Here is a 14,328-nt window from a genome sequence, read left to right on the forward strand (position 1 = left end):
ATTTCTTTGATCGATTCCTTCAGCTTGGACAGCTCTTAAAAAAATACGCGCGTTTACGAACACACGGCCGCGATATCGAGTTTTTCGGGATTCCGCTTTTTTTTCGCAGCGAGTATGACGGAGAGGCCGGCGGCAAAGAGGAAAACGAGTACGCACAGCGCACGCAGCTGTTCGGTCACAGGTACATTGAAGACAGCGGCGATCGGGGCTGCCGCGAAAAATCCCAAGACGGCGGCAAGCACGGGAACGGCGAGCGACACAAAGCTTTGCCGCGCTTCGTCTTTTGCGGACAGGCCGATGCGCACTTTTTGTCCGGGCTTTACATCGAAGCGTTTCGTATTTGCCACGGTGATGTGGAGCGCACATGCTTTGCAGTTCGCGTGACAGGTTGCGCACGCGCTGCCGTTTTCCGCAGGTGTTACGGTTACCGCGTCCGAGTCCGCTGCGATGACGATGTACTGTGTATTCATTTCGGCGCTCCGTGTTTTTCGATCTCTTTCATACGCCTCGAACACTCCGCTTCGCCCTTTCCGTTTCCGAGTTCTTTATACGTGTCGCGGAGATTGAAAAGCGCGTCGTAATAATACGGATTGAGAGATGCGGCATGTTCGAATGCATCGCAGGCGGCGGTAAGCATTTGCCGGTTAAAATAGATAACGCCGAGCGTGTTCCACAGATGCGGATTTTCCGGATTGTACGCAAGCCCCTCTTGGCAATAATAGAGCGCGGCGGCAAAATCGCCGAGCCCGAAACACACGAGTGAAAGCGCTTCGACGATCTCTTCATCGGTATAGTTTTGCGCATAGGCTTTTGTGAGCGCTCCGCGCGCATTCGCCAAATTGCCCGCATCGCGGTACGTGACACCGAGGTTAAACCATAAAAGCGAATTGTCGTTTTCTATCGTGAGGGCACGCACAAAGCATGCGATCGCTTCGGTGTAGTCTCCGTGCGAAGCGAGGATGATCGCCTGATTGTTGAGCTTTTCCGCGGTTTCGTTAAGCATGCTTTTTATCTGTCTCCTGTTTTTTTATCATTGAAGCGAATAAATCGATGATCAGCTGCGGCGTTTCGGCTTCGCTCGATGCGCCGTAAAGCGCGGCAAGTTCGGCGCTCTTTTCTCGAACGAGTGTTTTTCCTTTTTCAAATGCCCTTTCGACGGCGCCGCTTTGTTCGAGCAGCGAAATGCACGCTTCGACCGCCGGCGAATCGATGCCGTCTCTCTGCGCTTCGGCAAAAAATCGTGCGATGCGCGCTTTATCTCCGGGGTGCGATTCTATGTGCAGCAGCACCGGCAGACTTTTTTTCCCTTCGACGATGTCGTCGCCGCGTTTTTTGCCGGGGTTTCCCGTCGTGAGATTTTGCACGTCGTCGAGTATTTGAAAGGCCTCTCCGATTTCGGCGGCCGTCTTTCCGGAGCGCTCGATCTCTTCATCACTGCCGCCGCCTGCAAGCGTACCCGCTTTTGCCGCGAAGGAAGCGAGAGTCCCCGTTTTATTTTGCACCATCGCCGAATACTCTTCGATCGACGGAAAAAGCTCCCGATTTTTGTGCCACAAAATGTCGGCTGCCTGCCCGAGGTGGAGGCGGCGCACTTCGTTTGCGTAAAGCGCGTAGAGCTTCGCTTTTACTTCGGCGGAAACTGTGAGGCGGTCGATACACACGGGCGCTTCGAAATAGAGCCATGAAGCCGCATTGAGCGCGGCGTCGATACCGTATGAGATGTGCGCTGCGGGCTTTCCGCGCCGCATATCGGACGAATCTTCGATATCGTCATGGATGAGGCTTGCCGTGTGTACGAATTCGACGAGCGGAGAAAGCGAATACGTTTCGTCTTCGCTAAGCAGAGCGCGGCTGCCGTAAAAAGCGCGCGCGTGTTCGGCGCACAGTACGAGCAAAAGCGGCCGCCAGCGTTTTCCTCCGAGCGTGATGAGACTTTTGCACGGATCGGTGAGGCAGTCGATGTGTGTGTCCCGAACGCCGCTTGAAAGAGAGCCGAAAGAGGCGAGCTTCCACGCCGCATCCGATGCAAGCGCTTTTTCGAGAGAAGCTTCGATCCGTGCAAGGCGTGAAGAAAATACGCTGTCCATACTTATAATATACAACATTAACGGAACGCAAACAACGCCTTTGTTCGGATACGCTTACTCGGGGCAGAAAACTTCGCGCGCGTTGCAAGTCGCGCGGCGAACACATCTCTGTCAGCGCTTTATGCCTATGATTAAAAACACGGGAAATTCCTTTACGCTTCCCCGTACCGTCTTTGTATCGATATGAACGGTTTCGTTGTATATAATGCTTATCCCTCCTGCGCTCAGGTTTCCGATTATAACGTTGCGCTCTATTCCGTTATGGGGCGCGACATCGGGATAATGAAAGCTGCCGTCTTCAACATCGAGATCGGAAAAGCAGATGTATCCGCCCGGTAAAAGATTTTCGGCCAAAGCGCGTACGGTTTTGCCCGTATCCGCTATATGGTGCATAGCCATCAGCGAAACGACGATATTGAACTTTTCGCTTATTGCGTTTTCGCTTACGTTAAGCGTTTTATAATTTTGTATGTAAAACCGGCCGGCTTTTTTACTAATTTGTTCCAGCATACCTTTTGACGTATCCGCAAAGGTAACGGTCTTTACTTTGTCGATAAAATTAAAACCCAATAAGCCCGTTCCACAGCCGAAATCCAGCACCGTATCGGTATCGTTTATTGCGATGAGTTCCGCGATTTTGCGATATATTTTTTCGGCCCTTTTTACGCTTGCCTCATGAGCATCCCATTTTTCCGCTCTTTCATCAAAATACTGTGTATTCATGCAATTTTTCTTTCGCCGCAAATACATCTTACGGAGAAAAACGGCCAAGCCGTTTTTCTCTCATAGGAAACGCGCGAACGCCTATTGCCCGCCTTTACTTCGCTTTTTCAGGATGCCGGCTTGCGAGAAAGTTCGCGTACACGGCGCCTGAAATATTGTGCCACACGCTGAACACGGCTCCCGGAATCGTCGCGAGCGGATACTGTACAAAATGCGTCGCCGCAAGCGATGTCGCAAGTCCCGAATTCTGCATGCCGACTTCGATCGAAAGCGCGCGGCACTTCGTCGTGTTGAGGCGCAACAATTTTCCGACGCCGAATCCCGCCGCATAGCCGAGCAGATTGTGGAGCACGACGACGATGACGACCAAAGCGCCGACCGTTTTGAGGCGCGCGGAATTCGCGGACACGACGCTTGCAATAATCATGATAATCGCGATCGTCGAAATAAGCGGAAGAATGCGCACGATCGCGCGCGTCACTTTTCCGAAAAAGTAATTGCACACCAAACCGAGTGTGATCGGAAGGAGCACGACTTTTACGATCGACAAAAACATCGCGACGGCATTGACATCGACACGCTGCCCCGCGTACAGGAGCGTTAAAAGCGGCGTCATAAACGGTGCAAACAGCGTCGACACAGCAGTCATGCCGACCGACAGCGGAACGTCTCCCTTTGAAAGATAGGTCATCACGTTCGACGACGTGCCGCCGGGACAGGTGCCGACGAGGATAACGCCGACGGCGATTTCCGTCGGCAAATTAAACGCTTTCGCCAAAAGAAAGGCGATAAGCGGCATGAGCGTAAACTGCGCGGCAAAACCGATGATGATATCCTTCGGCCGGCTGAACACGACTTTAAAATCGTCCATCTTGAGCGTAAGCCCCATGCCGAACATGACGATGCCGAGCAGCCAATTTATCCAGCTCGTCTTAATCCACAAACAGGTCTGCGGTGCAAAGAGCGCAAGAGCGGCAATCGCGATGACGATGAGCGCCATCCATTTACCGAAAAATGTGCTTACCTTTTCGAGAAATTCCATACAAGTACATCCTTTACGTGCTTTTAAATATTTTAATTATATTAAAGTATTTTAGCATAAATTAAACAGCAATGTAAAGCAGAATTCATAGATTTTTCAGTTCAATGACACGCCTTAAAGCCTCACCACGGAGTTTCGCCCCTCTGCAGCAATCGTTTCGGATGTTATTCGTTTTACATGCAGCGTTCAACGCACGCTTCGACATCGTCCATAGATGCCGTCGGCTCGAAACGTGAGACGACGGTGCCGTCCCGTGCGATGACGAACTTCGTAAAATTCCATTTGATGTCGGGATTGTCTTTGTAGCCGCTGTCGATTTTTGCAAGCAACGCGTCCAGTTTCGCAGCCGTTTTTCCGTCGCCGAAACCTTCGAATTTCTTTTGCGTTTTCAAATACGCATAGAGCGGCAACGCGTTCGACCCGTTGACGTCGGATTTTTTCATCTGCGGAAATTTTGTGTCGTAATGCAGCGTACAGAATTCGCGGATATCTTCGTCCGTGCCCGGCGCTTGTCCGCCGAATTGATTGCACGGCACATCGATTATTTCCAAGCCCGAGTCGTGATATTTTTCGTACATCGCTTCGAGTTCTTTGTAGTGCGGCGTAAATCCGCAGCCCGTCGCCGTATTTACGATGAGCATCACTTTGCCTTTGTAATCGCCGAGCGAAATATCGTTTCCGTTCGCATCCTGTACCGAATAATCATAGATCGTCATTTTACACCTCCGTAATCAAAGATATTTTTCAATTTCATTTTCCCGAACAGCCGATATATATCGAAATCCGCGTCGATGCTGATGATTTCTCGTATTCCCGTTTCTTCAGCTGTAATCATCAAAGTCGCATCGGCAAAATCTATCGGCCGATCGCCGTATTTTTTTATCAACTCCATCATCCGTGCGATATTCTTTTGCTTAATTTCATAAATAATAACGCCTTCATCCGCTATCCACCGCAAAAAATCGATTTGTACCGCTATATTAAAATCGAGCATATACATGACTTCCGCCAAAACGGCGACAGTTGACATGAATTTATAATTTCCGTTTTTAATAAATTCTATGATACGTTTGTGATAAGCATCGTCTTTATCGAAGAGCGCTATAAGCGGTCCCGCGTCAATGAGTACGGTGCGCAGCATGTACCTTTTCCTTTACCCTTTGCTTATACCGCACGGACAAAAAACCGTCACCGCTCCCGTGCCGACCGAAATACCGTTCACCGAGTTCATAGGAATTTTTTTCCGCTTCCGTTTTGTGAAAGAAAATATCCAACGCTTCTTTTATGAGTTCGCTTTTGGTTTTATTTTTTTGCTCTGCCAGCACAATCAATTTTTGTTCGTATTCTATCGGTAAACGTACCGTCGTCATACATCCCCCTGTAATACACAGTGTAATACAAAAACCGCCGGCCGTCAAGCGTATCACACCGTTCGCAGCGGCGCCTTATACCTGCGGACGCTCCGCCCTTCGCAGACTTTTGCACAGGACTCCGCGTCGAAAAACCGCACGATTTACGCGCCCCGCTTTTTCGCATCGAGATAGCTTACCGCAGAAAGGGCGGCGATCGTCCCTTCGCCCGCCGACTTGCTGTACTGATAAGGCGGACCGACGAGATCGCCGCACGCAAAGCAGCCGGCGACGCTCGTTTCCATGCGGCGGTTTACGCGCACGTGGTTGTTGTCGACTTCGATGCCCGATACGAGCCGGCTCGGAGAAATCGCTTCGCGCAAAATAAAGACGCCGTCCGTGCGGATCTTTCCCGCGTCGGTTACCAACGCTTGCACGGAGGTATCGCCTTCGATCGATTTCGGCACTTCGCGCACGATTTCGATTTTATCCGACACGTGCACATCTCCTTTGTACATCGGAATATAATACGTTTTCGCCGCAAGGTCAGCGAGGAAATTCGCTTCGCTCTCTTCATTCGCACCGAACGCGATTACGGCAACTGTTTTATTTTTATACAGCGGCGCGTCGCAAGTGGCACAGTAGCTTACGCCTTTGCCGAGAAAGCGCTCCTCTCCCGGATACGGTTTTGCCGCGACGACGCCCGTCGCCAAAACAAGGGCTTCCGCTTCGAGCATACCGATCGACGTCTGTAAGCCGAAATAAGTGCCCATAGGATATACCGCCTGCACGCGCGCTTCCGTGACCTCGATCCCCATCGCATCGAGGTGCGCATAAAACGCCTTTTGCATATCGCTTCCGGTAATATTCGGCAAACCGAGATAATTTTGTACCGCATGCGCTTTTTCGATTTTTTCGCTTAAACGCTTGCTGCCTAAAAGCACGAAATTTTTATTGCGAATTTTTGCGGTGAGCGCGGCGGACAAACCTGCCGGCCCCGTCCCGATTATCGCGATGTCGTATCGTTCCATGCTTTAAATATACGTATTTATGAGCGCGCACGACAAGGGCGGGGCGACACGAGCGCACGGCTTTTTTTTAATAAATCGACGATAAGGCCGTCGGAAACGCTGCCGTCGAGCGCAATCGTTATCCAATTTTTTTTGCTCATGTGATACGCATCGTAAAAACCGCGCCGCTTTTTCAGCTCGATACTTTTTTCAGGATCGATTTTTACGTTGATTATTTCGACCATCGCATCGTCCGCCGAAAGAGAGGCAGCGCGCCCCTGCTTTTCGATTTTGCTTTTCGGTATATTCATAATGATTCCGTACCACTTGCGGTTTTCGGGATTTCTGAATACGCCGTAGTCAGGAGCGGTTGAAAACGGAAAATCGATTTTATCGCCGAAAAGCTTTTCCGCTTCGCGCGCGATCCGGTTCGCCTGATCCGTCAAAAACGGTTGCGGCACAAAGCACGCGTTTTTAATTTTCCGCAAAAACGCTCGGTAACTTTCGCGCACTTCGTTTACGAACGCGCTTTGCCGGCTTTTCGCCCTGAGCGGAAGATAGCGTTCGCCCGCCTGCACGTCGAACACCGAAGCGCTGACATCTCCGCCGCCTGTGACAACGACGTCGGCCGTAAAATCGCCGTTCAAAAATTTTCCGGAAAACGAATACTTCGAGCCGTTTTTAACAAAACCGAATTTCACAAGTTTTGCAAAATCAGGAATCGAGCGCGCAAAGATTTCTTCTTCGATCGTCATGCTCGAAAAAGATTCGCCTGCAAGATTTGCAATGTCTTTAATCGTCGCCATACGCTTTTTCCGTCAGCTGCTCCGGCCGCATCCTGAACTGTGCCGGAGATGCGCCGAAATATTTTCGAAACAGCACGTAAAAATATTGTCCGTTCGATATGCCGATCCGCTCGGCGATCTCTTTTATCGTCAAATCGGTTTCCAGCAAAAGCCGCTTTGCATGCGCCATCCGCGCTTCATTGATATAATTTGCGATCGAAATATTTTCCGATGCTTTAAACAATTTCGAAACATAGGTATCGGACAGGCCGAGACTGTCCGCGATCGCCTTTGAAGAAAGCTGTGCATCGTACAATTGCTCGTCGACGATCCGTTTGATCCGCTCGGCCGTTTTCTTTTGCTTTTGCTTATGCTGCTCTTCGCTCTGCGCACAGATCTTTTCCATAAGCGCATAATACTCCGTATCTATGTCCGAAATATCTTTCGCCTGTTCGATGACTAAAGCGATGCGGTCGGCGCTGTCGTACAGCCGTTCCTCTTTTTCGGCGGAGGGCGTACCGTCCAACGCGGCCGTAAGGTTTACATAAAGGCGCTTCAAATTAAACACGATCGCGGCGTATCGGTATTCGCAGAGTTCGCGTACCGTATCGCCGTAAGAGGCTTCCGCCGCCGCACGGTTACCGGCCCGGAGCGCCTGCATCAATTTCGCTTCGATCGCTTCCGGATAGCGCATGCCGCTTTTCCGCGTATCGATATAACGCTCATACGCCGCCCCTTTTTCGCGGTAAAAGATGCGCGCCGCATACAATTCCCGAAGCCGTGTAAAAGAACGGTACATATCGCACGCGCCGCAGATTTTTTCGGAAATAACCGCAAAGGCTTTTTCATTCCCCGCGATGCGCTCAAAATATGCGGACGCTTTTTCTTCGCTCGAAAACTGAACGATAAACGCAAAGAGATCGTCGACGGCAACGCGTTCCGCCGCACACGGAGCATCCCCTTGCCGCGCGGTTTCCGCCGGCGCACATTTTACAGATTCGGCGGCGGATTTTTCTGCCGCCGTCGATGCCGGTTGCGCTGCCGTTCGTTCGACACCCGGCAAAAGTTCGGACGCGGTTAAAACGATGTACAGCGGATGCAATGTATCGAGCTCGGTTTCACAGCCGCTGAAAGCCGTTTGCAAATCGACATCGTCCGGAGCGGGAGAGGTAAGCAGCTGTTTCAGATATTCCCTCTTTAATATGGAAGCGGATGCTTCTTTGCTTACGAGCTCTTTTTGAAGGTACTGATCGATATTATTAAAAACCGCATCTTCACCGGAAGCGTTCTGCCCTGTTTGTACGGCAAAAAAATTAACAACTTTTTTGAGCGGAACGTAAAAGCGTATCAATATGAGCAGCGAAACGAAAAGCCAGCTTACGAGAATAATCGCGGCAACCTGTACGGCGGTCGTCCGAAAACTTTCGAGTTCGTACGAAAGCCTGTCGGCGTCGATGCAGCGTATATAGTAGAGCTGCGGGTCTGCAAGATACGAATAGATAAACGATGTGTCTCTCACCTTCTTTCCCGCCGCATACCCCGATGCGCGCGGTTTTACCGTTATGTAGCCCGAAAGTGCCGAAGCGTTCCGTATCGCCGAAAAATCGCAGGAAGCCGTATTTTCGGAAACGACATCGGGAAACACGATTTCATCGGTATCGAGGCGGTAGAGCACGCAGTTGTCGTACGGAAATTGAAAATACAATTTATTAAATTCTTTTGCGTCGAAATTGACCATCATCGCGTTCGTGCATACGCCACGGGCGTCTGTTTCCGAAATGATAAGCGAATACACATCGCCCCTCCAAATCAAATACGGATAACTCGCGTCCTTTGAGGTCAGCAATTCGACGGCCCCCCTGTCGGGAAAATCGCCGCACGTATCGGAACCCGTTTCCTTTGTCGAATAGACGTATGCGCGGCGAGCGTTGTACACGTACACCGAATCGATAAAGCCGTTCGAGCTCGTAAACGAATTCAATACCCTGATCGCGAGTATCGCGTCAAAATTGGAAACGTCGGCCTGTGTGCGCAGTTTCGTTACTTGGGGATTGTAAAAGTTCTGATATGTGCAGGCGGTCAGCATCGTGTGCACTTGTTTTGCCGTGCTGTCGGCATACTGCACGAGTTCGCCGGTCATATTGGAAATGGCGCGCAGTACCATTTTTTCGTGCGCCGCGCTCAAAATCGCAACGACGACGACAAAGGACAGAGCTGCAGTGAGAAAGTGAAACAACCACGTAAATGCCGCGTAATACGAAGTAGAATTTTTCATACTCATCGAAAGCAAAACCTGCTTTTAATAAGTATAGCACAAGCGCGCCGCTTTTTCAGCACTCGACTCCCGCATCCGGCACTGTGCCGTCGGAAGCGCTTGCGCATAGACTTTACGCAAGCGCCCCGCACAGTTATACGAGTTGACGCCGAGCGCGCAGCTTGCAACGAGCGTACGGCACAGGAAACTTACATTTTACAAAAAACTCCGAAATCGCAATATCTTCGCGATATATATAACGGAGGACGCTTATGCACAAAAGTTTTGACGATCTGACTATCGCCGACGATTTTATGTTCTGTAAAATCATGCAGGATGAAGGTATTTGTAAAGAATTCCTCGAAATGGTCTTGGCAAACGAAATCGGGAAGATTGCCTACCTGTCGCCGCAAAACACCGTAGCGACCGGCGTTGCAGCAAAGTCGGTACGCCTCGACTTACTTGTAAAAGACGAAGCGGGCAAATCTTACGATATCGAAATGCAGGTATCGAACGAACACAATATCCCGAAACGTATGCGATACTATCAAGCAGCGATTGACATAGCATTCTTGGACAAGGGAACGCATTACAAAGCCTTAAACGACTGCTACATTATTTTCGTCTGCCTTTTCGATGCAATCGGCAAAAGCCGGCCGCTTTACACCTTTGAAAACATCTGCATTGAAAACCGGCAAACACCCTTACAAGACGGCACAAAAAAGATTATAATAAACGCGGAAGCTTTTAATAAAACCAAGGACGCGGAGCTTAAAGGTTTTTTGGAATATCTCAAGACAGGAGCCGCAAATACGGAATATACAGGGAGGATAGAAACGATGATACAAACTGTAAAAAAAAGTGAACAGGCACGGCAGGAATACCGCTTTATGTCGGGGTTTGAAATGGATGCCCGGGATAAAGGCTTTGCCGACGGTTTATATCAAAAAGCCATTGAAACGGCAAAGTTGATGCGCGCTCACAATTATCAAGTGGCGGAAATTTGCGCAATGACCGGCCTCAGCGAAGCGGAAGTGGAAAAGCTGTAAACTTGGATGCAAATGCACTGTGCCGTCGGGAGCGCTTTGCGCATAAACTTTACGCAAGCGCCCCGCACAGTTATACGAGTTGACGCCGAGCGCGCTCTTCTTCGGAGTTTTTATCGTCGTCTTTATACCACATGACGCCGACCAAATCGACACAGCACTCCTCTCCCTGTCTGAATACGACGCGGTGCGGCGTCTGCACGAGGAGCATCTGTCCGCCGACTTTTACGTAGTATTCGGTGCAATCGGTGAGGAACACGCGCTTTTCGATTTTCGTTTTATATCCGACCGATTTATTCAGATTGATCGCATTCGGGCGCGCCGCCATAAAACGCTTTTCCCCGTTCGACGCGTCGTCGGGAAGCCGGCACGGAATGGCCTGCGAATAATCGCCGTCGGGATACGCTTTACCGTCTTTGATTTCGACTTTGACAAAGGTCGATTTTCCCAAAAAGCTGTGCACGAATCTGTTCACCGGTTTGTTGTAAAGATTGCGCGGCGTATCGATTTGGACGATCTTTCCCATATCCATAACCATCATGCGGTCGGACAGCGCCATCGCTTCGGACTGATCATGCGTGACGAAAATGATCGTAAAATTGAATTTTTTCTGCAGCTCTTTGATTTCGAAACGCATCGACTCGCGCAGTTTCGGATCGAGATTCGAAAGCGGTTCGTCGAGCAGCATGACTTTCGGATTCGTCACGATCGCGCGCGCAAGAGCGATGCGCTGCTGCTGTCCGCCGGAAAGATTTCCCGGATAGAGCGATTCCAATCCGTCCAAATTCGTATACGAAAGAGCTGCGGCAACCCGCTCTTTGATTTCGTTCCGTGCGACTTTTTGCACTTTGAGCGGCAGCGCGACGTTTTCGAAAATGTTCATGTGCGGCCACACCGCGAACGCTTGAAACACCATACCCAATCCGCGTTCTTCCGGCGGCACGTACAAGTTTTTGCTTTTGACCGACACCGGCCGCCCGCATAAATGAATTTCGCCTTCGGTTAAATCTTCGAAGCCCGCGATCATGCGGAGCGTCGTCGTTTTGCCGCAGCCCGACGGGCCGAGAAACGAAAAGCATTCGCCCTCTTCAATTTCGAGATTGAAGTCGTCTACCGCGACAACCGACTCTATCGATTTTTCTTCGAATTTTTTCGTAACGTGTTTTAATACGACTTGAGCCACGTCTCTACCTTCCTTTTCTCTCTTTTGTAATCTGCGTGACGATCGTATTACACACGATGATCAATATGATGGCTACCGAAGCGAGCGCGGAAGCTCTCTGGATATAACCGTCGCTGCGCAGCGAGTAAATCGCCACCCCGAGCGTCCGCGTATACGGACCGTAGAGCAGCACCGATGTGGTAAGTTCGCGCATAGCCGGCAAAAAGATCAGGAAAAATCCCGACACCATCGCCGGCCGGATAAGAGGCAGCGTTATGTCTTTGAGCGCCTCACTGTGAGACGCCCCGCACGAACGCGCGGCATCTTCGAGAGACGGATGCACTTGCTGTAAAGACGCGGACGCGGACTTCATCGAAAACGACAGATAACGCGCGATGTACGCGATGAGGATGATCCAAATCGTATTATATAAATTGATATGGAAGATGACGCCCGACCACGCGAGGATAACGCCGATGGCGAGTACCGTTCCCGGAATCGAATACGGAAGTACCGAAACGATTTCCAAAATGCCCTTGCCCTTCGGTTTGATTTTGTTGACAACGTACGCGATCATAACGCCGAGGAACATACTCAATACGCCGGCGGAAACGGAAAGAAACAGCGAATTGCGGATCGAATCCGTTACCATTTTATTGCCGAACAATATATTCGCATAATTTTTAAACGTAAAGTTTGCAAACGTAAGCGGCAGTCCGTACGCTTTCAAAAATCCGACGAGAAAAATCATAACGAGCGGTACGAGCACGATGACGATGAGCGACAAAAATGCGACGACCAACAGCGGATATTTTCCGTGGCGCAATTTGATCAGCGTCGGGCGCATGCTCTTTCCTTTGATGATATCGTAGCTGCCCGAGCGCAGCACGAGCTTTTGAATAACGAGAGCGATCGACACGACTATGACGAGCAAAACCGAAAGAGCCGCACCTTCGCGGATGCCGTTGAAATCGCCGGCCGCACGGTTTATCAACTGATAAATCTTCGTCGGCAGCGTATAGATATTTTGCGAAAATCCGAGAATCGACGGAACGCCGAAATGCGCGAGCGATGAAATGAGGATGAGCAGCGCACCCGACGATATGGCAGGCAGCACGAGCGGAAGCGTGATTCTTCTGATAACGTAGCCCTGCTTTGCACCGGCGATGCGCGCGGATTCTTCGAGCGTCGGATCCATGCGTTCAAGCGCGCTGACGACCTGCATAAACACGAACGGAAAATAATACGACACTTCGACGAATATGATACCCCACACCGAATTGATGTTGACGGGCGCCTTTTGCAAATGGAAAGTCGACATGATCCAATTGTTGATATAGCCGCCGCGAGCGGAAAGCATCAAATCCCACGCCATCGCTCCGAAAAACGGCGGAAACATATACGGGATCGTAAAGAGGCTGCGCATGAGGCCTTTGAGCGGGATGTCGCTTCTGCCGAGCAGCCACGCGTAAAAAAGCCCCACGATCGTACCGAGCACCGTCACCCAAAACGCGATGACGATCGTATTCCACATGGCGCCGATATTGTCTTTGTTGCCGATGACGCGTGCAAACAAACCCAAGTCGAATCGGTGTTCGTAAAAAAACGCGTTGTAGATGATCATAAAGATCGGAATGATGACAACGATAAACAAAATCACAAAGCTGAGCGCCGTCATGACACCGTCGAGATTCAAGGCAAAACGTTTGCCGTCGAGCTTTGCCAAATCGGCATTGCGGTTTTTAAACATCATACAGCCTCCGCCGCCCGGGCGGTTTTTCCCCGCGCATAGTATTTCGGATTGATGAACTTCAGCCCCGCAACGTCGCCGGGCACATATTCGCGGGAATTGAGCATGTCGAGCGTACCCTGTTCGACGCGTATTTCCTTGCCTTCGAAATCGACAAAGTAGGTGCTTTCGCTTCCGAGAAAACTCGAACTCTTTACGGTACCGCGCACGGAAGAGGTTTCATCGAAAACGATGTCGGATGGACGGATGCCCATATCGTATTCGCCGTTCGTCACATCGGACGGCAAAGCGGATTCGGGGACATCGGCGTAGCGTATCTCTTTGCCGTTCAAATCGAAATACATACCGTCTGATTTTTTCTTTACCGGAATAAAATTCGATACGCCGATAAACGTAAAGACGAATTTATCGGCGGGGGTGAGCAGTATCTCTTCGTCGGTGCCGATTTGGCTTAAAGCACCGGAGGGATTCATCACCGCGATTTTATCGCAGAGCTGCAAAGCCGCCTGCTGATCGTGCGTTATATATAAAATCGTCGTACCGACCGTCCGCTGGATCTGCCGTATTTCGACGAGCATCTCTTCGCGGAGCTTTGCGTCGAGGTTCGTAATCGGCTCGTCGAGTACGATAACGTCGTCCGACGACACGAGAGAACGCGCGATCGCAACGCGCTGCTGCTGCCCACCCGACAGCTGAGACGGCAAGTGATTTTTATATTTTTCCATCCGTACTTGAGAAAGCGCGAACTCCGCTTTTTTTTGTATTTCGTCTTTCGGCATCTTTTTCTTTTTCATCGGATAGACGACGTTTTCCCACACCGTCATGTGCGGCCACACCGCGTAATCCTGAAAGACGACGCCGATATTGCGTTTTTCGGGCGCAACGTTGATACGCTTTTTTGCGCTGAACACACATGTGTCGCCGATGTAGATTTCGCCCTTTTCCGGTTTAATAAATCCGCAGAGACAGCGGATGAGCGTCGTTTTGCCGCAGCCGGACGGACCGACGACGCCGAGGATTTGACTTTCGTCCACCGTGAGCGAAAAATCCTCGAATATCGTGTGCCCTCCGTATCTGAATGTAACGGAATCGAATTTTATCTGAGCCATATACGTACCGA

Annotated in this window: 15 protein-coding genes; 1 reads left to right on the plus strand and 14 read right to left on the minus strand. The window is 50.5% G+C overall.

Annotation, left to right across the window (positions count from 1 at the left end):
* Positions 1–53 precede the first annotated feature (53 nt).
* The 11 genes from IZU26_RS03680 to IZU26_RS03730 form a co-directional block, all read right to left on the minus strand.
* Positions 54–470 (minus strand): SoxR reducing system RseC family protein, encoded by a 417-nt coding sequence (locus tag IZU26_RS03680; protein ID WP_433276864.1) that lies wholly within the window; start codon positions 468–470, stop codon positions 54–56.
* On the minus strand, positions 467–1,003 hold the full coding sequence (locus tag IZU26_RS03685) for a tetratricopeptide repeat protein (RefSeq protein ID WP_021331631.1): 537 nt from the start codon (positions 1,001–1,003) through the stop codon (positions 467–469). Before IZU26_RS03685 ends, IZU26_RS03680 begins: the two co-directional genes overlap by 4 nt.
* Positions 996–2,087 carry a polyprenyl synthetase family protein gene (locus tag IZU26_RS03690; RefSeq protein WP_433276866.1) on the minus strand — a complete coding sequence of 364 codons (1,092 nt, stop codon included), beginning with the start codon at positions 2,085–2,087 and terminating at the stop codon, positions 996–998. The genes IZU26_RS03685 and IZU26_RS03690 overlap by 8 nt, the downstream gene beginning before the upstream one ends.
* Before the next feature lie 111 nt (positions 2,088–2,198).
* A complete protein-coding gene (locus IZU26_RS03695) occupies positions 2,199–2,810 on the minus strand; it encodes a class I SAM-dependent DNA methyltransferase (RefSeq protein WP_433276868.1) in 612 nt (203 codons plus the stop codon).
* A 94-nt stretch (positions 2,811–2,904) separates the two neighbouring features.
* Positions 2,905–3,852, minus strand: coding sequence for a bile acid:sodium symporter family protein (locus IZU26_RS03700; RefSeq protein WP_433276871.1), 948 nt, complete (start codon positions 3,850–3,852; stop codon positions 2,905–2,907).
* A 173-nt stretch (positions 3,853–4,025) separates the two neighbouring features.
* Positions 4,026–4,568, minus strand: a complete 543-nt coding sequence (locus tag IZU26_RS03705; RefSeq protein ID WP_021331638.1) for a glutathione peroxidase — start codon at positions 4,566–4,568, stop codon at positions 4,026–4,028.
* A complete protein-coding gene (locus tag IZU26_RS03710) occupies positions 4,565–4,993 on the minus strand; it encodes a type II toxin-antitoxin system VapC family toxin (RefSeq protein ID WP_433276873.1) in 429 nt (142 codons plus the stop codon). Before IZU26_RS03710 ends, IZU26_RS03705 begins: the two co-directional genes overlap by 4 nt.
* Positions 4,971–5,222, minus strand: a complete 252-nt coding sequence (locus IZU26_RS03715; RefSeq protein ID WP_310823085.1) for a CopG family transcriptional regulator — start codon at positions 5,220–5,222, stop codon at positions 4,971–4,973. The genes IZU26_RS03710 and IZU26_RS03715 overlap by 23 nt, the downstream gene beginning before the upstream one ends.
* Before the next feature lie 143 nt (positions 5,223–5,365).
* The gene (locus tag IZU26_RS03720) at positions 5,366–6,232 is read right to left on the minus strand and encodes an NAD(P)/FAD-dependent oxidoreductase (protein WP_310823087.1); all 867 of its coding nucleotides are present in this window, start codon (positions 6,230–6,232) and stop codon (positions 5,366–5,368) included.
* Positions 6,233–6,249: 17 nt separating this feature from the next.
* The gene (locus IZU26_RS03725) at positions 6,250–7,017 is read right to left on the minus strand and encodes an MmcQ/YjbR family DNA-binding protein (RefSeq protein WP_310823088.1); all 768 of its coding nucleotides are present in this window, start codon (positions 7,015–7,017) and stop codon (positions 6,250–6,252) included.
* A complete protein-coding gene (locus IZU26_RS03730) occupies positions 7,004–9,271 on the minus strand; it encodes a helix-turn-helix transcriptional regulator (protein WP_433276876.1) in 2,268 nt (755 codons plus the stop codon). Before IZU26_RS03730 ends, IZU26_RS03725 begins: the two co-directional genes overlap by 14 nt.
* Positions 9,272–9,522: 251 nt before the next feature.
* On the opposite strand from IZU26_RS03730, the gene IZU26_RS03735 reads away from it, so the two are divergent.
* Entirely contained in the window at positions 9,523–10,299 is a 777-nt protein-coding gene (locus tag IZU26_RS03735) for an Rpn family recombination-promoting nuclease/putative transposase (protein ID WP_433276878.1), read from the plus strand.
* A gap of 70 nt (positions 10,300–10,369) precedes the next feature.
* Here the strand turns inward: IZU26_RS03735 and IZU26_RS03740 are convergent, their stop codons facing one another.
* From IZU26_RS03740 to IZU26_RS03750, 3 genes are read right to left on the minus strand one after another with little or no spacing between them, the layout of a single operon-like run.
* Positions 10,370–11,479, minus strand: a complete 1,110-nt coding sequence (locus IZU26_RS03740) for an ABC transporter ATP-binding protein (RefSeq protein WP_180484964.1) — start codon at positions 11,477–11,479, stop codon at positions 10,370–10,372.
* Positions 11,480–11,483: 4 nt separating this feature from the next.
* Positions 11,484–13,211 (minus strand): ABC transporter permease, encoded by a 1,728-nt coding sequence (locus IZU26_RS03745; protein ID WP_433276880.1) that lies wholly within the window; start codon positions 13,209–13,211, stop codon positions 11,484–11,486.
* Positions 13,208–14,317, minus strand: a complete 1,110-nt coding sequence (locus IZU26_RS03750) for an ABC transporter ATP-binding protein (protein ID WP_433276882.1) — start codon at positions 14,315–14,317, stop codon at positions 13,208–13,210. Before IZU26_RS03750 ends, IZU26_RS03745 begins: the two co-directional genes overlap by 4 nt.
* Between the last annotated feature and the right edge of the window lie 11 nt (positions 14,318–14,328).

Source organism: Treponema sp. SP13 (genome assembly GCF_050938355.1).
GTDB classification, from domain to species: domain Bacteria; phylum Spirochaetota; class Spirochaetia; order Treponematales; family Treponemataceae; genus Treponema_D; species Treponema_D socranskii.